The 18,988-nt window shown below is 64.0% G+C and carries 21 protein-coding genes; 8 read left to right on the top strand and 13 right to left on the bottom strand.

All coding sequences use genetic code 11. The features are described 5' to 3' along the window. Positions 1-35 precede the first annotated feature (35 nt). Both AC2FLM_RS21500 and AC2FLM_RS21495 read right to left on the bottom strand, forming a co-directional pair. Positions 36-581 carry a peptidylprolyl isomerase gene (locus tag AC2FLM_RS21500; RefSeq protein WP_011047955.1) on the bottom strand — a complete coding sequence of 182 codons (546 nt, stop codon included), beginning with the start codon at positions 579-581 and terminating at the stop codon, positions 36-38. Further along, positions 574-1,080, bottom strand: coding sequence for a peptidylprolyl isomerase (locus AC2FLM_RS21495; RefSeq protein ID WP_234136959.1), 507 nt, complete (start codon positions 1,078-1,080; stop codon positions 574-576). The genes AC2FLM_RS21500 and AC2FLM_RS21495 overlap by 8 nt, the downstream gene beginning before the upstream one ends. A 132-nt stretch (positions 1,081-1,212) precedes the next feature. Between AC2FLM_RS21495 and AC2FLM_RS21490 the strand changes: the two genes are divergently transcribed. Next, complete coding sequence (locus AC2FLM_RS21490) at positions 1,213-2,409, top strand: phosphoglycerate kinase (protein ID WP_496859893.1); 1,197 nt, start codon at positions 1,213-1,215, stop codon at positions 2,407-2,409. Between the two features lie 28 nt (positions 2,410-2,437). On the opposite strand, the gene AC2FLM_RS21485 is transcribed toward AC2FLM_RS21490, so the two are convergent. Continuing rightward, complete coding sequence (locus tag AC2FLM_RS21485) at positions 2,438-2,584, bottom strand: hypothetical protein (protein WP_234136961.1); 147 nt, start codon at positions 2,582-2,584, stop codon at positions 2,438-2,440. Next, positions 2,584-2,832, bottom strand: a complete 249-nt coding sequence (locus AC2FLM_RS21480; RefSeq protein WP_234136962.1) for an HP1242/YdcH family protein — start codon at positions 2,830-2,832, stop codon at positions 2,584-2,586. The genes AC2FLM_RS21485 and AC2FLM_RS21480 overlap by 1 nt, the downstream gene beginning before the upstream one ends. A 133-nt stretch (positions 2,833-2,965) precedes the next feature. On the opposite strand from AC2FLM_RS21480, the gene AC2FLM_RS21475 reads away from it, so the two are divergent. From AC2FLM_RS21475 to AC2FLM_RS21455, 5 genes are all read left to right on the top strand, one after another. Then, positions 2,966-3,898 (top strand): hydrogen peroxide-inducible genes activator, encoded by a 933-nt coding sequence (locus AC2FLM_RS21475; protein ID WP_496859892.1) that lies wholly within the window; start codon positions 2,966-2,968, stop codon positions 3,896-3,898. A 124-nt stretch (positions 3,899-4,022) separates the two neighbouring features. Next, on the top strand, positions 4,023-4,322 hold the full coding sequence (locus tag AC2FLM_RS21470) for an FtsB family cell division protein (protein WP_234136965.1): 300 nt from the start codon (positions 4,023-4,025) through the stop codon (positions 4,320-4,322). A 175-nt stretch (positions 4,323-4,497) separates the two neighbouring features. Further along, entirely contained in the window at positions 4,498-5,490 is a 993-nt protein-coding gene (pdhA, locus tag AC2FLM_RS21465) for a pyruvate dehydrogenase (acetyl-transferring) E1 component subunit alpha (RefSeq protein WP_234136966.1), read from the top strand. A gap of 14 nt (positions 5,491-5,504) precedes the next feature. Next, positions 5,505-6,887 (top strand): pyruvate dehydrogenase complex E1 component subunit beta, encoded by a 1,383-nt coding sequence (locus AC2FLM_RS21460; protein ID WP_234162644.1) that lies wholly within the window; start codon positions 5,505-5,507, stop codon positions 6,885-6,887. Positions 6,888-6,899: 12 nt separating this feature from the next. Next, positions 6,900-8,219: a pyruvate dehydrogenase complex dihydrolipoamide acetyltransferase gene (locus AC2FLM_RS21455; RefSeq protein ID WP_496859891.1), complete on the top strand. Its 1,320-nt coding sequence runs from the start codon at positions 6,900-6,902 to the stop codon at positions 8,217-8,219. Positions 8,220-8,300: 81 nt separating this feature from the next. On the opposite strand, the gene AC2FLM_RS21450 is transcribed toward AC2FLM_RS21455, so the two are convergent. Next, on the bottom strand, positions 8,301-8,756 hold the full coding sequence (locus AC2FLM_RS21450) for an OsmC family protein (protein WP_496859890.1): 456 nt from the start codon (positions 8,754-8,756) through the stop codon (positions 8,301-8,303). A gap of 5 nt (positions 8,757-8,761) precedes the next feature. After that, positions 8,762-9,109 (bottom strand): winged helix-turn-helix transcriptional regulator, encoded by a 348-nt coding sequence (locus AC2FLM_RS21445; RefSeq protein ID WP_234168933.1) that lies wholly within the window; start codon positions 9,107-9,109, stop codon positions 8,762-8,764. A gap of 74 nt (positions 9,110-9,183) precedes the next feature. Between AC2FLM_RS21445 and AC2FLM_RS21440 the strand changes: the two genes are divergently transcribed. Continuing rightward, a complete protein-coding gene (locus AC2FLM_RS21440) occupies positions 9,184-10,077 on the top strand; it encodes a DMT family transporter (RefSeq protein WP_496859889.1) in 894 nt (297 codons plus the stop codon). A 153-nt stretch (positions 10,078-10,230) separates the two neighbouring features. Here the strand turns inward: AC2FLM_RS21440 and AC2FLM_RS21435 are convergent, their stop codons facing one another. Further along, the gene (locus tag AC2FLM_RS21435; protein WP_496859888.1) at positions 10,231-11,295 is read right to left on the bottom strand and encodes a PLP-dependent cysteine synthase family protein; all 1,065 of its coding nucleotides are present in this window, start codon (positions 11,293-11,295) and stop codon (positions 10,231-10,233) included. 280 nt (positions 11,296-11,575) lie between these two features. Further along, the gene (gene cysE / locus AC2FLM_RS21430) at positions 11,576-12,388 is read right to left on the bottom strand and encodes a serine O-acetyltransferase (RefSeq protein WP_234136974.1); all 813 of its coding nucleotides are present in this window, start codon (positions 12,386-12,388) and stop codon (positions 11,576-11,578) included. 84 nt (positions 12,389-12,472) lie between these two features. Here cysE and AC2FLM_RS21425 point away from each other — a divergent pair, with 84 nt between their 5' ends. Then, positions 12,473-12,811 carry a TraR/DksA family transcriptional regulator gene (locus AC2FLM_RS21425; protein WP_496859887.1) on the top strand — a complete coding sequence of 113 codons (339 nt, stop codon included), beginning with the start codon at positions 12,473-12,475 and terminating at the stop codon, positions 12,809-12,811. Here the strand turns inward: AC2FLM_RS21425 and AC2FLM_RS21420 are convergent. From AC2FLM_RS21420 to AC2FLM_RS21400, 5 genes are read right to left on the bottom strand one after another with little or no spacing between them, the layout of a single operon-like run. Then, positions 12,792-13,088 (bottom strand): DUF7742 family protein, encoded by a 297-nt coding sequence (locus AC2FLM_RS21420; protein ID WP_496859886.1) that lies wholly within the window; start codon positions 13,086-13,088, stop codon positions 12,792-12,794. The genes AC2FLM_RS21425 and AC2FLM_RS21420 overlap by 20 nt on opposite strands. 3 nt (positions 13,089-13,091) lie before the next feature. Then, positions 13,092-17,018 carry a baseplate multidomain protein megatron gene (locus AC2FLM_RS21415; RefSeq protein ID WP_496859885.1) on the bottom strand — a complete coding sequence of 1,309 codons (3,927 nt, stop codon included), beginning with the start codon at positions 17,016-17,018 and terminating at the stop codon, positions 13,092-13,094. Next, positions 17,018-17,464, bottom strand: a complete 447-nt coding sequence (locus AC2FLM_RS21410; RefSeq protein WP_496859884.1) for a C40 family peptidase — start codon at positions 17,462-17,464, stop codon at positions 17,018-17,020. Before AC2FLM_RS21410 ends, AC2FLM_RS21415 begins: the two co-directional genes overlap by 1 nt. Continuing rightward, positions 17,461-18,348: a phage/gene transfer agent baseplate hub protein gene (locus AC2FLM_RS21405; RefSeq protein ID WP_496859883.1), complete on the bottom strand. Its 888-nt coding sequence runs from the start codon at positions 18,346-18,348 to the stop codon at positions 17,461-17,463. Before AC2FLM_RS21405 ends, AC2FLM_RS21410 begins: the two co-directional genes overlap by 4 nt. Beyond that, positions 18,348-18,980 (bottom strand): phage distal tail protein, Rcc01695 family, encoded by a 633-nt coding sequence (locus AC2FLM_RS21400; protein ID WP_496859882.1) that lies wholly within the window; start codon positions 18,978-18,980, stop codon positions 18,348-18,350. Before AC2FLM_RS21400 ends, AC2FLM_RS21405 begins: the two co-directional genes overlap by 1 nt. Positions 18,981-18,988 lie beyond the last annotated feature (8 nt).

The following is an 18,988-nucleotide window of genomic DNA, read 5'->3' as shown; positions in this document are numbered from 1 at the left end:
CCGGCGCCCCGATAGCGGGCGCCGGCGGCATTGGATCAATCGGTCACGGTGACCGACTTCATCTGATCGGGCTGGCCGATCACCGAGCCGTTGGGACCGGTGCCGCGCTTGATCGCGTCAACCACGTCCATGCCGCCGGTCACCTTGCCCACCACGGTATATTGACCATCCAGGAACGGACCCGGGGCGAACATGATGAAGAACTGGCTGTTGGCGCTGTTGGGGTCCTGCGCGCGGGCCATGCCCACCACACCGCGTTCATAGGTGATATCCGAAAACTCGGCCGGCAGGTCGGGCCGGTCGGACCCGCCCCGCCCGGCAAGGCGCATGTCACCGCCCATGCGGCCATATTGCACATCGCCGGTCTGGGCCATGAACCCGTCGATCACCCGGTGAAACACCACCCCGTCATAGGCGCCCGAAGCCGCCAGCGCGGTGATCTGTTCCACATGTTTGGGGGCCACATCCTCGAGCAGGTCGATGGTGACGGTGCCATTGGCCTCGCCCGCCACCTCGATCTTGAGGCCGGTCGCGCCCGCCGGAACGGCGAACAGCGCCAGAAGGGCCGCAAGCTTATACATCTGCGGCCACCTTGACGCTGATCATGCGATCGGGATTCGCGGGCGGCTCGCCGCGGGTGATCGCATCCACATGTTCCATCCCCGAAATCACCCGGCCATAAACGGTGTACTGGCCGTTCAGGAAATGGTTGTCCTTGAAGTTGATGAAGAACTGGCTGTTGGCCGAGTTCGGATTGGCCGAGCGCGCAGCACCCAGGGTGCCCCGGTCATGCGGCAGTTTCGAGAATTCGGCCGGCAGATCAGGCAGCGAGGAACCACCGGTGCCCGCGCGACGGATGTTGAACCCGTCTTCCATGTCGCCGTTGGCCACATCGCCGGTCTGCGCCATGAAGCCGTCGATCACCCGGTGAAAGCAGACATTGTCATACTCGCCGGCGCGCGCCAGCTCCTTCATCCGCTCGGAATGCTTGGGCGCCACGTCGGGCAGCAGCTCGATGACGACATTGCCGTCCTTCAGCTCGACGATGATCGTGTTTTCGGGATCCTTGATTTCGGCCATCGGGCCCTCCTGTCACTGTGTTTGCCGGGAACCTAACCATCACGCGCGGGATCGACAAGGCACGCCATTGACGGGGGCGCCCATTCGGGTAGAGAAACCGTCAAACGCATTGAAGCAAGGAGATTGCGGCTGATGGGCTGGAAAACACTCGACGACATGGACCTGAACGGCAAGCGCGTGCTGGTGCGAGTCGATATCAACGTGCCGATCGTGGACGGGGTGGTGACCGACTCGACCCGCATCCGCCGCCTGATGCCGACCATCCGCGATATCCTTGCCGCCGGGGGCCGCCCCATCCTGCTGGCGCATTTCGGCCGCCCCGGCGGCGAGCGGCGCAAGAACCTGTCGCTGAGCCAGCTGGTACCAACGCTGGAACGGGCGTTCGAAACCAAGGTGCTGTTTGCCGATGATTGCGTCGGCCCCGCCGCCGAAGAGGCCGCCGAGGCCTTGCAGCCCGGCCAGGTGCTGCTCTTGGAGAACACCCGCTTTCACGCCAGCGAAACCAAGAACGATCCCGATCTGGCCGCCGGGATGGCACGGCTGGGCGATATCTATTGCAACGACGCCTTTTCCGCCGCGCATCGCGCCCACAGCTCGACCGAGGCAATCGCGCGCCTGCTGCCCTCTTGCGCCGGGCGTCTGATGCAGGCCGAGCTTGAGGCATTGGAAAAGGCACTGGGCAAGCCCGAACGCCCGGTCACCGCAGTCGTCGGTGGCGCTAAGGTCTCGACCAAGCTGGAACTGCTGGGTAACCTGATCGAAAAGGTCGATTACCTTGTGATCGGTGGCGGCATGGCCAACACCTTTCTGGTGGCCAAGGGGATGCCGGTGGGCAAATCGCTGGCCGAACGCATCATGAAAGATACCGCCGCCGAGATCCTGGCCAAGGCCGAGGCAGCCGGTTGCACCATCGTGCTGCCCAGTGATGTCGTGGTGGCCGAGAAATTCGAGAGCCACGCGCCGCATCAGATCCTGCCCGCCGACCGCTGCCCCGACGAGGGCATGATCCTGGATGCGGGCCCTGACAGCCTTGCCACAATCAAGGCGATTTTCGAGAAAAGCCGGACCCTGATCTGGAACGGGCCGCTGGGCGCGTTCGAGCTGGAACCCTTTGACGCGGCAACCAATGCCGCCGCGCTGAAGGCGGCGGCATTGACCCGGGCGGGCAAGCTCATCTCGGTCGCCGGTGGCGGCGATACGGTGGCCGCGCTCAACGCCAGCGGCGCAGCGGGGGATTTCACCTATATCTCGACCGCGGGCGGCGCGTTTCTGGAGTGGATGGAGGGCAAGACCCTGCCCGGTGTCGCCGCCCTGATGCAGGCGGACTGACTCGATTCATCGCAATCCCGCGCGCCATTTACACCCGCGCGCGGGACCCTGCGGGACGGATCCCACCGCCATCCGGCCCGTCGTCATCCTCGGACAGGATGGCGCGGCGCATGTCGCCCAGATCCGGGCTGTGCAGCCAACGCAGGCCGGTCGTCATGAACACCAGTCGAAACATCACGCGCTCTCCAACCGCTGTTCCCGTTGGGGACCCATCGCATCGAGCGTCCGCAACAGGCCCTCGTGACGGGCCAGTTCGTCTTTCAGCGACAGCTTGCGCCGTTTGAGCATACGCAGCGTCTGGGCACAGGGCGCCGGGCGCTTGAGCTCGGTCAGGATGCGCTGTTTCAGCTCGGCCCGGCGCTCCTTCAGCACCGCCATCCTCAGCTTCAAAGAGAATGCGCGAACTCTGCCTGTTGCGGTCATTTATGGTCTCCTCCGATTGTGAACCTTGCCGCGACATATCGCGGCCTGTGCCAAAGATGGGGAGCGCTTATCTGGAAAGAACCCAATGCCGGCATAGATTAAGATAGGTTTTACCTATCGTTGAGAGATCCGTATGCCGCCTGACATCACCCTGCGCCAGCTCACCTATTTCTCGACCCTTGTGGCCGCCGGGCAATATCGCCGCGCCGCGCGCAGCCTGGGCATCAGCCAGCCTTCGCTCAGCCTGCAAATCGCGGCGCTGGAAAAGGCGGTGGGCGCCCGCTTGCTGGAGCGGCGCCGCAGCGGCCTGATCCTGACCCCCGAGGGCCGCGACGTATCCGAGATGGTGGCGCGTATCCTGCGCGAGGTCGAGGCGCTGAACCTCTATGCCAGCCCGATGCGGGACAACATGACCGGCACGCTGCGGCTGGGCTCGACCCCAACCATCGGCCCCTATCTGCTGCCACGGGTTCTGCGCCAGTTGCATCGCCAGTATCCCAGGCTGAAACTGGCGATCCGCGACGGCGCCCCGCGTGACCTGGTCGAGGATCTGGCGGCCGGGCGCTATGACCTCATCCTGACCCAGCTGCCGGTCGGCCGGGACGATATTCGCGTGGCGCCATTGTTTCGCGAGCCGCTGGAACTGGCGGTAGACCCGGCGCACCCGCTGGCGGGCATGCCCCAGGTCCGGCAAGCCGATCTGGCGGGCGAAACCATGCTGGGCCTCAGCCCCGGCTATGCGCTGCACGGGCAGGTTCAGGGCCTGTGCGAAACCGCCGGGGCCCGGCTCAGCACGGAATTCGAAGGCACCAGCCTGGACGCCCTGCGGCAGATGGTGTCGCTGGGCATGGGGATCACCCTGCTGCCCGCGCTCTATGTCGCCTCCGAAGTCCGCGCGACCGGGGCCGATGTCACCACGCGGCCGCTGCGCCCCGCGATGCACAGAACTGTCGGGCTGGCCTGGCGCACGGCCACCGGCACCCCGCCCGCGATCGACCGCTTCATCCAGCTGACCCGGCAGGTGATCCACGACGAGATGAGCGGCATCCTGCAACCCGTCAGATGACAAGGTAAACACCCGAAAAACACGTGAAGAAGAGGGATTCACAAGGGGATCCGCCTGTGTCATACTAGGGTCACGCACCCGCCAGAGGTGCGACCAGAGGCAATCAAGACGGCAGGTATCCCGCGTGTCCCGGACAACCAGACCCAGCATCGGCGCGATCGCGTTTTTCGCGGTCTCCTTTGCGCTGGCGATCTATTTCACCTTTGCGGCCGTGCAGGGCGATTTCGGCCTGTTCCGCCGGGTCGAGATTGCCGCCGAGCGCGAGGTGCTGTCGCGCGACCTGGCCAAGGTCGAGGAACAGATCGACCGGATGGAAAACCTGACCCGGCGTCTGAGCGACGATTATCTGGATCTTGACCTGCTGGACGAACAGGCCCGGTCCGTACTGGGCCTGCTGCGCGCCGACGAGATCGTGATCCGCTGAGGCGAAGCGCCCGGATTTTTCGTAGAAAAATCTCCTGACCTCGAAAATCTTCTGCGAAGATTTTCCGGCCCCACCCGGCCTTGCCGCCCCGTCATATTAGCACTCGTCATGCGGCGAAAAATGCTTTATTAGATAGTTTAATGCTAAACTATTTCACCGACAGAGGAATGGCGCCGTGACCGCGACGAGAAAGACCTCAAGAAAATCAAATACTTCCGCCGAAGAACTGAAACACTATTACCGCGAGATGCTGCTGATCCGCCGATTCGAGGAAAAGGCCGGCCAACTCTACGGCATGGGTCTGATCGGCGGGTTCTGCCATCTTTATATCGGCCAGGAAGCGGTTGTCGTGGGTCTTGAGGCCGCCGCCGAAGAGGGTGACAAGCGCATCACCTCGTATCGCGACCACGGCCACATGCTGGCCTGTGGCATGGAACCGGGCGGCGTCATGGCCGAACTGACCGGACGCGAGGGCGGCCTCTCCAAGGGCAAGGGCGGCTCGATGCACATGTTCTCGAAAGAGAAGCATTTCTATGGCGGCCATGGCATCGTCGGCGCCCAGGTGCCGCTGGGTGCGGGCCTGGCCTTTGCCGACAAGTACCAGGAGAACGGACGCGTCACCTTCACCTATTTCGGCGATGGCGCGGCCAACCAGGGCCAGGTCTACGAGACCTTCAACATGGCCGCCCTGTGGAAACTGCCGGTCGTCTTCGTGATCGAGAACAACCAATACGCCATGGGCACCGCGCAGAAACGCTCGACCTCCTCGCCCGACATCTACACCCGAGGCGAGGCCTTTGGCATCCCCGGCGAAACCGTTGACGGCATGAACGTGCTGTCGGTGAAAGAGGCCGGCGAAAAGGCCGTGGCCCACTGCCGCGCCGGCAAGGGCCCTTACATTCTCGAGGTCAAGACCTATCGCTATCGCGGCCACTCGATGTCGGACCCGGCCAAGTACCGCACCCGCGAAGAGGTGCAGAAAGTGCGCGAGCAGAGCGACCCGATCGAGATGGTGCGAGAGATGCTGCTGAGCGGCAAACACGCCACCGAGGATGACCTGAAGGCGATCGACAAGGAGATCAAGGAGATCGTCAACCAGGCCGCCGAATTCTCGAAAGAAAGCCCCGAGCCGTCCGTGGACGAGCTCTGGACCGATATCTACGCCTGAGAGGACATCACGACATGGCAACCGAAATTCTGATGCCCGCCCTGTCCCCCACCATGGAGGAAGGCACCCTGGCGAAATGGCTGGTCAAGGAGGGCGACACCGTCTCCTCGGGCGATATCCTGGCCGAGATCGAAACCGACAAGGCCACGATGGAGTTCGAGGCGGTCGACGAAGGCATCGTCGGCAAGATCCTGATCGCCGAAGGCACCGAAGGGGTCAAGGTCAACACCCCCATCGCCCTTCTGGTGGAAGAAGGCGAAAGCGTCGATGCGGCACTGTCGGCCGCACCAGCGGCCGACGCGGGCAACGAGGCGGCCCCCGCAGGGGGCTCCGAGGCGCCCGCAACCCCTGCCCCGGTCGCGGCTCCCGCCGCACCCAAGGTGGACCTGTCACCTGACTGGCCGGCGGATGCGCCGATGAAGTCGCAGACCGTGCGCGAGGCGCTGCGCGACGCAATGGCCGAAGAGATGCGCGCCGACGAGGCCGTCTATCTGATGGGTGAGGAGGTTGCCGAATACCAGGGCGCCTACAAGATCAGCCAGGGAATGCTGGACGAGTTCGGCTCCAAACGCGTGATCGACACGCCGATCACCGAGCACGGCTTTGCCGGGATCGCCGTCGGTTCGGCCTTTGGCGGCCTCAAGCCCATCGTCGAATTCATGACCTTCAACTTCGCCATGCAGGCGATCGACCATATCATCAACTCGGCTGCCAAGACGCTCTACATGTCCGGCGGCCAGATGGGCTGCCCGATCGTGTTCCGTGGCCCCAACGGCGCCGCCGCCCGCGTCGCCGCCCAGCACAGCCAGGACTATGCCGCCTGGTACATGCAGATCCCCGGCCTCAAGGTGGCGATGCCCTATTCGGCCGCCGATTACAAAGGCCTGATGAAATCGGCAATCCGCGATCCGAACCCGGTGATCTTCCTGGAAAACGAGATCCTCTATGGCCGCAGCTTCGAGGTGCCGCAGGTCGATGACCTGGTGGTGCCCTTCGGCAAGGCGCGGATCTGGCGCGAGGGCACCGATGTGACCATCGTCAGCTTCGGCATTGGCATGCAATACGCGCTTGAGGCCGCCGAACGGCTGGCCGCTGACGGCATCAGTGCCGAGGTGATCGACCTGCGCACCCTGCGCCCGATGGACCTGCCCACCGTGATCAACTCGGTGATGAAGACCAACCGTCTGGTCACTGTCGAGGAAGGCTGGCCGCAAGGCTCCGTCGGCAGCTACATCGCCTCTGAAGTGATGCAGCAGGCCTTCGACTATCTCGACGCGCCGATCATCACCTGCACCGGCAAGGATGTGCCAATGCCCTATGCCGCGAACCTGGAAAAACTGGCGCTGATCACCACTGATGAAGTGGTCGCAGCTGTCAAACAAGTGACCTATCGGTAAGGAGCGACAGAGATGCCCACCGAAATCCTGATGCCCGCCCTGTCTCCCACCATGGAGGAAGGCACCCTGGCGAAATGGCTGGTCAAGGAAGGCGATACCGTCTCCTCGGGAGACCTGCTGGCCGAGATCGAGACCGACAAGGCCACGATGGAGTTCGAAGCCGTCGACGAAGGCATCGTCGGCAAGATCCTGGTGCCCGAAGGCACTGAAGGGGTCAAGGTGAACACCCCCATCGCGGTGCTGCTGGAAGAGGGCGAAAGTGCGGGCGATATCGCCAGCGCGCCCAAGGCGGCCCCGGCTGCCGCCGCGGGCAACGAGGCCGCCCCTGCGGCGTCCGAGGCGCCCGCAGCTGCCCCCACCCCCGCCCCGGCTGCACCCAAGGGTGCTGATGGTGGCCGCGTCTTCGCCTCGCCATTGGCGCGCCGGATCGCCGCTGACAAGGGGCTCGATCTGTCGCAAATCGCAGGCTCCGGCCCGCATGGCCGTATCGTCAAGGCAGACGTGATTGGGGCCACCGCCCCGGCAGCGGCGCCTGCCCCCGCAGCTGCGGCCCCTGCCCCCGCAGCCGCAGCTGCCGCTCCTGCCGCAGCAGCCCCCAGCGGACCCAGCGCCGATATGGTTGCCCGCATGTACGAGGGTCGCGAGTACGAAGAGGTCAAGCTCGACGGCATGCGCAAGACCATCGCCGCGCGCCTGTCCGAGGCCAAGCAGACGATCCCGCATTTCTACCTGCGCCGCGATATCAAGCTGGATGCGCTGATGAAGTTCCGCGCCCAGCTGAACAAGCAGCTCGAAGGGCGTGGCGTCAAGCTGAGCGTCAACGACTTCATCATCAAGGCGGTCGCCAACGCGCTGCAACAGGTGCCCGACTGCAACGCGGTCTGGGCCGGTGACCGGGTGCTGAAGCTGAAACCCTCGGACGTGGCCGTTGCCGTCGCCATCGAGGGCGGGCTGTTCACGCCGGTTCTGAAAGACGCCGACATGAAGTCGCTCTCGGCGCTGTCGACCGAGATGAAGGACCTCGCCACCCGCGCCCGCGATCGCAAGCTGGCACCGAATGAATACCAGGGCGGCAGCTTTGCCATCTCGAACCTCGGCATGTTCGGCATCGACAATTTCGATGCCATCGTGAACCCGCCGCATGCGGGTATCCTGGCGGTCGGCTCCGGGGTCAAGAAACCGGTGGTCGGCGCCGATGGCGAGTTGACCGTGGCGACCGTGATGTCGGTGACCATGTCGGTCGATCACCGGGTGATCGACGGCGCGCTTGGCGCACAGCTGTTGCAGGCGATCGTCGACAACCTGGAAAACCCGATGGTAATGCTGGCCTGACGGGCCACCACCGCGAAACAAACAAAGCCCCGGCCTCATCGCCGGGGCTTTCGTATTACAGCCGAGCGGCAGTTCAGCCTGTCAAAGATGAACCTCGATCACCGTCCTGACTGAATTCGCGATATAACAATTCTCATGCGCCTCGTGATGAAGGGCTCTCAGTGCTTGCTGCGACGGCCCCTCACCCGTCCAGGTTATGCTGGGTCGCAGATCAACGCGGGTCAGCCACAGCTTGCCCGCGTCATTGGCCGTCATTTGCCCCTTGGCGTGATCGCGGTAGGACGCGGCCACATAGCCCGCGCGCCGCGCGATATCCAGAAACCAGAGCATGTGACAAGAGGCGATGGCCGCGACAAACGCCTCTTCGGGGTCGATAGCGGCCGGGTCCGACATTGGCGGCGGCACCACATGCGGCGAGGCCGAGGCCAGACAGGTCGCGCCCCCGTCGAACGCCCACTGGTGGGCGCGGTTGTAACTGCCCTTGGCAAAGTCGCCAGAGGTCATGCACCACGATACGGTAGCGTCATGGGTGGTCATCTCGCTTACTCCTTGTCGCCGGACAACACGGCATCGGCCCAGACCTGCGAAAACGCCCCGAGCGGTTTGAGCTTGGCAAAGAGATCGCGGCCCATTTCCGTCAAATGGTATCCTTCGCTGGTCAGCCCGACAAAACCGCTCTCGCGCAGTTCCCCCAACCGTTTGTTGAGCACCGTCGGCGATACCGTTTCACATCGGCTCTGCAATTGGCGAAAGGTCAGCGGACCACCATCCAGCTGCCACACGATGCCAAGCGCCCAGGTCCGTCCGAGAAGGTCGAACAGCGCCATGATCGGCTTTCCCGATTTCGATCCGCGCACCGGCGTGCCGGGCAGAGGGATCCTTGTTGGCATTGTCACGCTCCCTTTGCTATTTTTTGCGTAGCATGTATTTGCTACTTATTATGTAGCGAATCAGAGGTGATGTCATGCTGTTTCTTCCCCTATCGGCGGCGGTCGGTGCGTCGCTGGGTTGGGCCAGCGGCATCGTCCTTGCACAGGACCCTGCCCGGCGCCTGGGCGCCTTTGAGTTTACCCGGATCCAGCTGCTCGCCTGTGCCGCGATCCTTTGCGCGGGCTGTTCGGTCCTTGGCATGTGGCCGACGATCGCCTGGCAGCATTGGCCCGCTTTCGCGGCCAGCATTCTGGTCGGCATCATTCTTGGCAACCTTGCCATGATCGAGTGCCTGCGCCTCGGCGGGCCACGGCGGACCGAGGTCCTTCTGGCGCTCAAGGCGCCGCTGGTTGCGGGCATGGCGTTTCTGGCGTTCGGAGAAACCCTGTCTGTCCTCGACCTGCTCGGCGCATCCCTTGTGCTGACCGGGGTCCTGATGGCGATCCTTCAGGGCGGCGACCCGCATTCAGACAGCGATCGGCTTGCTGGCACGCAGGTCAAGGTGGTCATCCTGGGATTGTTTGCGGCGGGGTTTCAGGGCTTTGGGTTTCTGGTCATGAAACCCGCGATGCTGGCCGGTACGGACCCAATTGCGGCCTCGGCCATTCGCCTGTCCGGGGCGGCATTTGCGATCTCGCTTGTCGCTCTCTGGCCATCGCCCGTTTTTCGAAGCGCCACCGAGATGTCGCCCGACCTTCTCTTTCGGACCATCCTGCCCGGCTTCATCGGCTATGGCCTGTCATCGACGCTTCTGCTGTTTGCCTATGCCCATCTCGACGCAGGGATCGCCGCGATCCTGGGCTCACTCTCGCCGCTTCTGGTTCTGCCCATCATCTGGCTGAAAGAGGGCCATCGACCCAGGGCATTGGCATTCCTGGGGGCCGGATTGACCATCATCGGCGCGGCGGTGATCGTTCTGGCTGGATAGTCCTGAAAACTGCTGAGGCAGCTGTGAAAGTGACCCTCGGCACAACCAGCGCAAAGGCAGTTCGGCCAAAAGGACCATGGAACAGCAAGAAGGGAGCGCCTCCGCTCCCTTGCAATTCCTGGACACCAGTCGCCGCCAGTGGCGATGCGTCAATCAGTACTGATAACCGGGTGTCGAGGCGGACAGGGCCAGCTCAGACTCATCCATCTCGGCCGCAATATCCTCGAACAGCGGTGTCGACAGGTAGCGCTCGCCGGTATCGGGCAGCATCGCCAGCAGCACCGAACCCTCGGGCGCGGTCTCGGCCACCTTCATCGCAGCCGCGAGACTGGCGCCACCGGATATCCCGGTCAGGATGCCTTCCTCGGCCGCCAGGCGTTTGGACCAGGCGATGCTTTCGGGGCCGCTCACCGGCTCAAGGCCATCGAAGTACCCCTTGTCCAGCGCCTCTTGCAGCACCAGCGGGATGAAATCCGGCGTCCAGCCCTGGATCGGGTGCGGGTTGAAGGCCGGATGGGTCGCGGCGGGTTCGCCCTCGGCATTGCGCTGTTGCGCCGCGCCCGATTGCACCAGCGCGGCATTGGCGGGCTCGCTCAGCGTGATCTTCAGATCGGGCCGCGCGGTTTTCAGCACCCGGCCCAACCCGGTGACGGTGCCACCAGTACCATAGCCCAGCACCACATTGTCCAACCGCTCGCCATCGAAATCGCCGAGGATCTCTTGCGCGGTGGTGGCCTCGTGAATATCGGCATTGTCCTTGGTCTCGAACTGATGGGCCAGGAACCAGCCGTTTGCCTCGGCCAGTTCCTTGGCTTTCACCACCATTCCCACCGCCTTGTCTTCCTTGCGGGTCAGCACCACCTTGGCGCCCAGCATCCGCATCAGGCGACGGCGTTCGACCGAGAATCCGTCATGCATGGTGATGACCAGCGGATAGCCCTTGGCAGCGCAGACCATGGCCAGCCCGATGCCGGTATTGCCGCTGGTCGCCTCGACCACGGTCTGGCCCGGCTGCAACCGGCCCTCGCGTTCGGCGGCCTCGATGATGTTCAGCGCCAGCCGGTCCTTGACCGAGCCCGCCGGGTTGAACGCCTCGAATTTCACATACATCGTGACATGCCCCGGCGCGATCCTGTTCAGCCGGATCACGGGCGTATTGCCCACCGTTTCCAGGATCGAGCCATATAGCCGCCCGCGGCCCTTGGTCGTGAAGATCATTGCATGCCCCCAAGTCAAACTGCGAAAAGTCTTACCGTTGCGTCAGATAATGCGCCGCGCGTGGCAGTACCACAAGGCGCTCGAACTCAGATAGGACCAACCTCTATCCATTATGGTCCAAAGCCGAAGGATTCTATGCCGATAACCCGGAAACCAAGATCAGCAGTCGCAGTTAAGAGATTAATTCAAAATACTTTCCCTCAGAAGCGCCAATAGAGAAAAGGGGCGCAACGCGCCCCTTTTCGCATTCAAGACAAATGAAATCTCGGAGACAGGCGCCTCAGTCCGACCCGTTCGGGAACCGCTGGTCCATGTTGATCGAGGGCTGGTCACAGCCCGCCTCTCCGACGATCTTGGCCGGGATGCCCGCGACCGTCTTGCAGGGCGGCACCTCGCTCAGCACCACCGAACCGGCAGCGATGCGGCTGCAATGGCCGACCTTGATATTGCCCAGCACCTTGGCGCCCGCCCCGATCAGCACGCCATCGCCTATCTTGGGATGACGGTCCTCTTCTTCCTTGCCGGTCCCGCCCAGCGTCACCGAATGCAGCATCGACACGTTGTCCCCTACCACCGCAGTTTCGCCGATGACGATGGAATGGGCGTGGTCGATCATGATCCCCTTGCCGATCCGGGCCGCCGGATGAATGTCGACGCCAAAGATCTCGGACACCCGCATCTGGAAGAAATAGGCCAGGTCATAGCGCTTGCGTGTCCACAGCCAATGCGCCACGCGATAGGCCTGCATCGCCTGATATCCCTTGAAATACAGGATCGGCTGCAACAGCCGGTGGCAGGCCGGGTCACGCTCGTAGACCGCCATAAGGTCGGCGCGGGCGGCCTCGACAAGCTCGGGCGCACTGTCATAGGCATCGTCCACAATCTCGCGCAGCACCATCATCGACATCTCGTTCGAGCAGAGCTTGGCCGAAATGCGATAGGACAGCGCCCTGTCCAGATTCTTGTGGTGCAGGATACAGGCATGCACCAGCCCACCCATCAGGGGCTCTCTGTCCACAGCGTCCTGCGCTTCGGCGGTGATCCGGTCCCAGACCGGGTCCACGGGGGCAAGTTTCTTGCGCGTTTCCATCATGGCCTGTCATCCTTCTTTGTGACTAATCTAGTCAGTTAGGATCGATTTGACCAACCTCAATACGTGATGGGCGTGGTGACGGAAATGAATGAGACCCAGCTTACCCGTTTCCGGGCGTTGATTCAGGAGCGTTTGCAGGAACTAGGCGACAGCAGCGCGGTGGGGCAATCGGCGCGGGCGGTGGTCGAGTTGGATCAACAATCGGTGGGCCGCCTCAGCCGGATGGACGCACTTCAGAATCAGGCCATGGCCAAGGCCCAGCAGGCAAGGCGCGAGGTCGAGGCCCGCCGTCTAAGGCTGGCGCTCGATCGCATCTCGGCCAGAGAATACGGTTACTGCGACGGTTGCGGCGACGACCTGCCCGAGGGGCGGCTGACGCTCGATCCCGCCGCCACGCTTTGCGTCAGTTGCGCGCGCGGCTGATCTGACGGTCGATCAGCGCGCTCAGCACGATCTCGAAGCACCGGCAATAGCCCGGATCGTCGAACCCGGGCTCATCCGCCAACACCCGCTTGCGCGCCGCAGACATCAAAGAACCATTGCCAAACAGCGGATGGAGCCGCCCGGTCGCACGGACATGGGCATCGGCCATCTCCGCCTCGGACAGCATCCGACGGCAGAGCGACCGACGTGTACCGGCGGGAACGTGCAGCAAGGCCCGCGCCGCCACGCTGACATCGCCATGCAGAACCGGGCGCATCGCTCAGCCCTCGACCGTCAAGCTACGGAACAGACCCGGACCGAACCGGGCCGAAATCTGCGCCACCGACAGGTCGAAGGGCCGCGCCACAGCATCCGCCACCTGCGCCGCCGCGCCATAGGTCCAGGCGGCAGACGACACGGTTTCTTCCCGCAGCACGCCACCATCCTTTATCACCCGGACCAGATAGCTTTCGCTTTCTTCGCCCAAAGGCACCTCGGGCAGGCCCCAGTCGTCGCCATCAATCCGGGTACGCCGCACCCAGGACAGCTGAATGTCGGCGCCGTTCTCAACCGCGCGCAGGTGGGCCGGGGCATAGGGCCGCAACCCGATACCGTCAAACGCCTCGACCCGGTGCACATAGGCTGGATCGTCATAACTCCGACGAGACGGGCCGATCCGGTAATGCCGCGCGATCCGCCGTTCCGAGCTGGCAAGGTCAAGCTGCACCAGACGCGGGTCGACCAGCACGAATTGAGAGCCTGCGGGCCACACGTCGGGCATCAACGCGTCGCTTCCCAATTGTCCCCTGAGCCGGTGGCGCAGCAGATAGGTATCGGGCGCGATCAGCTCGGCCTCTCGGAACTGGAACAGTTCCCAGTTGTCGGTCGACCCATCGCCGATCGCGGCCAGATTCTCTCCGTTCAGGATCGCCTCAAGAGGACGCGACTCCAGCTCTCCTGCAACCAGCTTAACCTGAACCGCATCGCCACGGTCCCACAAGCCCGCGCGCGCGCGGGCCAGCGGCGTCTCGGTCACTCCGATCACCGCCCGGGTCGCGACGATCTCGTCCAGACGATAGGCCTCGTCGCTGGCCGAGGAGTAGACCGCGACCGTACCGGGCCAGGGCTGTGCGGTGACCGCCACATGCGGCGCATGCGGCACCTCATCCCCGGTGATCAGCGGCAAATCCAACAGCAAGGGCAGCACCGGAACCGGGGGCACAAATTCCTGAGCCACAGGACGATCCTCAGCCATGTCCGAAGTCTGATATATATTCGGTTCAACCCGCACCGCCTCGATCAACTGCATATGCGCCTGTTCGACCCGGTCCACACGATACAGCCCGCCGACCTCGTCCCCGGCATCGGGCAGGCGCACCACGTCGCCCGCGCCCAGCGCCAGCCGCGAGGGCGGCAGCGCAAAACGGATCGTATCGCGACCCAGACGCGCCTCGGCCAGCCAGCGTTCCACCGTCTGTCGTCCCTCGGCACGGGTCAGCGCCAGCGGCATCTCGTTCGATGACACCGCATGAGTGGCATCATCAGGCAAAACCACCTCTTCGGCCACCACATCATGGTTTGCATCTGCCTGAACAAAGCGCAGCCTGACACGTCCACTCAACTCCAGATCGGACTCGCGCCGATGCTCCAGCGCGCCGTCAATCTCTTCGTGTAGGGCCAGCAAAGCGCGGTCCAGCTCGACCGACCGTCCCCCGTCGCGCAGGCGAAAGACCAGCTTGCCATCGCGTTCGATCGCATCGAACCCGTATCGCAGCATCAGCGGTTGCAGCGCGGATCGGGCATCGCTGACCTGATCGACCGTAAAGCCCCGCACGATGCCCCACAGTGCTCCGAGGTCCACCGCGCTCACCTTGGCACGGGCACAAATCTCGCGCACGACCGAGGCCAGCGTTCGGTTGCCGGACCGCCCGTTCAGCCAGTGACCGCGCGCGTAATTCGCCCCATCGGCCCAAAGTTCGCGATTGTTGGGAAAGGCCGGATAGGGCCGCACATCCCAGGCCCAGACATAGGCATTGGCCATGTCGATCATCGGCGCCTGATACTCGACCGAGACCGGATTGTTCCCCGGCTCGTTCCAATACCCCAGTACCGCATTCAGATAGGCCAACTGCATCAGGTCGTCGCGCGCGCCGTTCGAATATTTCGGCAGGCTCGATTCCGAGGATTTCGGATCGAGGAACTTGTTGGGCTGATTGGTGCCCTTGTCCACAGCCGCGCAGCCAAGCTCGGTAAACCAGATCGGTTTCGATTGCGGCACCCAATCGGTGGGCAGCGCCTGCCGACTTCCCCCGATCCGCTCGTGATGAGGGTTGGCCCACCAGTTGCGGATATCCTTGTACCGCCAAACCCAGGCCTCGCCATGGGCATCATCCGTGATCGGCGTACGGATCTGCGCCGCCTCCGCCTCGGGCGAATGGTAGTACCAGTCATAGCCCTCACCGCCCTCGACATTTCCGCGCAGATAGTCCTGCTCATAGATATGCCGGGTTCCGGCTTGGGCATCGGCATGGTCTTCGCCATCGCGCCAATCCGACAGCGGCATGTAGTTGTCGATACCGACAAAGTCGATCTCGGGATCGGCCCACAGCGGATCGAGATGGAAATAGCGATCCCCGCTGCCATCCTGCGGCTGATAGCCGAAATACTCGCTCCAGTCCGCGGCATAGCCCAGCTTGGTTTCCGGCCCCAGAATGGTCCGTACCTCTGCCGCCAGAGCGCGCAAGGCCTGAACGGCAGGAAACCCGGCGGCGCCCCGGATCTGGGTCAGGCCGCGCATCTCGGAACCGATGCAAAAGGACGACACCCCGCCCGCCGCCTTGCACAGCGCCGCATAGTGCAGGATGAACCGGCGCAGGCCCCAATCCTCGGGGCCGGTATAGGTCACCACCCCTTCACCGATCACGAAATCCGCAGCCGAGGCCGTTCCAAAGAACGCCGCCACCTCGACATCCGCTGCCGCGGTGCCGTCGGGCGTGCCAGGCTGGGTCGGCGCAAGGCTCAGCGTGATCCGCCCCCGCCAGGGCAGATGCGGCTGCCCCTCCTCACCAGTCCAGGGATTGATCAGCGTGTTGCCCGCCAACTGATCCATCAGGATGAACGGATAGAACATCACCCTTTGCCCGGTCTCGTTCATGTGCCGGATCGCCTCGACCACCGCCGCGTCGGCCGGCGTACCACCGTAGATCGGACGGTCTTCGATCCGGGCAATCTCATCCACCGTGGTCCGGCTCAGGCCCGAAACCCGCCAGGGCATGTTGCTGCCGTCGATTTTCTTGCGCTCGACCTTGGGCCGGATCTCGCAATTGCCACAGCGCAGATCGCCACCGAACCACGACACCACCAGCGAGGCCGCGCCCACTTCGGGCAATTCCTCGCCCAGCACCTCCAGCGAGGTCAGGAAATCGGTCTGCCCGGACGGAGAGTTGCTGTTCGCCGCCCAGAAACTGCCCGGCCCGTTGGAATAGTTCACCTGGGTGGTGGCCAGCGCATATTCCCCGGTTCCCGGAATCAGCGCCACGCCCTTGACCAGCCCCGCCAGCCCCAGCTCGGCAGGATCGGCATCGGGCTGGTCGCCCCGAACCACCTCGAACGAGAACTGCGGCACCCGGTTGCCGAACCGGTCCAGATCCAGATTCTCAAACACCACATAGGCGGTCCCGCGATAGGCAGGTACCAGACCCGCGCCCTCGACCGCCTCCATCACCGGATCGGGCAGCTGATCCGCGGTGCCGCGATAGACGCGCATGTTCAATTCGTCCGGCGCGATCTCGTCCCCGTCCGCCCAGACCCGGCGCACACCGGCAATCTCGCCCTCACAAAGCGCAACCGCCAGCGACACTGAATAGCTGTACTGCGTTGTCCTCGGCTGCGGGCGCGAGCCCTTGCCACCGCCACTCGTCGTCGTGGTCTCGGAAAAATCCGAGGCCCAGATCACCTGACCACCCACCCGCATCCGGCCATAGACCTGCGCGACGGCATGCCCCTCGCCCGAATTGGTTAGCCGGAAGCGGTCGACCTTACCGGTTTCCACCGCTTCGGCGCCCGAGCCCAGCAACCGTTGATCCAGAACCCGGCCCACGGTCGCACCCACGGCCCGTCCCAGCACCGCCGAAGACAGCCCCGCAACGGTGCCGCCGACCGAGCCGCCAATCGCCGCACCGGCGGCGGAAAGAAGTATCGTCGCCATCAACTCACCTCCTGAGGAAATTCGAACCGGGACACCACACGCCGCAGCCACGGCGCGCTCAGGGGGCTCTCGACCACGCCATGCCCGGAATAGGCGTGGATGAACCGGGGGCAGGCTCCCGTCTCGGACACAATTCCCAGATGTTTGGCGACGCTGCCGCCACGCATCCGGAACAACAGCACTTCTCCGGGCACCACAGGCCCGGGCGCGGTTTCGATCAGATGCCGACGCGCGGCCTGCCACAGGCGTTCCTCGCCCTGAGGTTCGGACCAGTCCATCGAATAGGCCGGCACAGATTCAGGCTCACGCCCATAAAGCCCGCGCCAGATACCCCGGATCAGACCCAGGCAATCACTGCCCGCCCCCAGGGTCGAAGCCTGATGCCGATAGGGCGTGCCAAGCCACTTGCGGGCAATGGCAACCGCGTCACAGCCACGCCCGGTCATCTCAAGCTCCCGCCACTATTGGCCCCGGTCCGCTTGGGGCTGGCCATGACCCAATCCTCGCGCGGCAAATCTGGGAAGCCCTGAAAATTCAGCAGGTTGTTGAACTTCAGGCGGCAGGTTTCCATTCGCTTGTCGCAGCCCGCCGTCAACCGCAGCCCGTCGCCCGGGCGCAGCACGGCCCGGATCGGCTCCCACAGCTCGATCTCGCGACCCGCCGCTGTCACCTTGTCCGACTTGATCAGCGCCCACAGACCCGCCGCCGCGCCACCGGTCACATCCAGCCGCCCCCGCTGGAACCACCCCGGCTCAAACCCGGACAGATCGGCCCAGCGAAACACCCGACCCTCGTCGACCTCTTCCACCGTGACCTCTGCCCGGTATCCGGGCTGATCCAGGTCGAACCGGCAGGCGCCATCGCCCAGAACCGCCGTGCAGGGTTTCTGAAACACCCGGCCCAACGGCTGGTTCAGCGCATCGGTCAACCCGCGCAACTCTGCCTGAAACGCACCGCCGCCCCGCCGCAACTCGCCGATCGAGCCGCGAAACTGCAACCAGCGCTGTTCCGGCTCGGTCCAGTTGACCAGCCAGGACAGTACCTCGGCGCCATCGAACCGGCCCGCCTCGATATCCTCCTCGCGCACCGCTGCGTCGCTGAGCGCGCCCAGCGCCTCGGAATTGTCCACCGACAGGCCGGTGCTCTGCTCCAGCGCCGCCGCCGTCAGACCGCTATCGGCCTTGAAGGTGAACCCGTCAAACGTCAGCATGCAATCATGATCGGTAAAGCCGAACCGCACCCCGTCCTTGCGCAAAATGGCCCAGCACCGGCACAGCGTGGTCACCCCGCTGGCCAGATGCGCCTGCATCGCTTCGCTCGGCCCGCCCATCACACACGCACCTCGACCACCGGCACATTGGGCACGTCACCCGCGCGGAAACTGGCCACGCTGGTCTGGATCCGGTCGGTGTCGAAGCGCACCGGCACGTCGAACTCAAAACCGGCAGTGATCTGCACACCGACCGGAGGCGGCGCCTCGAAACGCACAAGACCTGTGGTCACGTCCACCTCGTAATCCACGGCTTCTTTCATCTCATCCTGATCCAGACCGATCCGGACCGTACCCAGTACCGGTTTGCTGATCGGTCGCGCATAGCTGACGGTGCCGGACCGATATGTCTTGACCAGAGGAAAGGCGGTCTCGACCCCGTCACCCACTGCGATCACCTGATCGTCATAGCGCGGCTCGGCCGAGGCGCGGCTCGACTTGAAGTCGGACCAGTCCTTCCACCGAAACCCGTAAACCTGCCCCTGGCGCGCCTCGAAGAACGCGATCAGCGTCTCGATATCGTCCAGCGAGCGCATGCCCACCCCCGCGTCATAACGCCGGCGCGCGTGCGCCCAGGGAGAGTTGCGCTCCTCGAACCCGTTCACCAGCGTCACGATGTCGGTGCGCCGCTCAGGCCCCCCGATCGAGCCAAAGCTCAGATTGGCTGGAAATCTCACCTCGTGGAAGTTCATGATCCGCT

The organism is Ruegeria sp. SAZD011 (genome assembly GCF_059612545.1).
The sequence above is the reverse complement of the archived record's forward strand: the minus strand, read 5'-3'. Positions and strand labels throughout refer to the sequence as shown.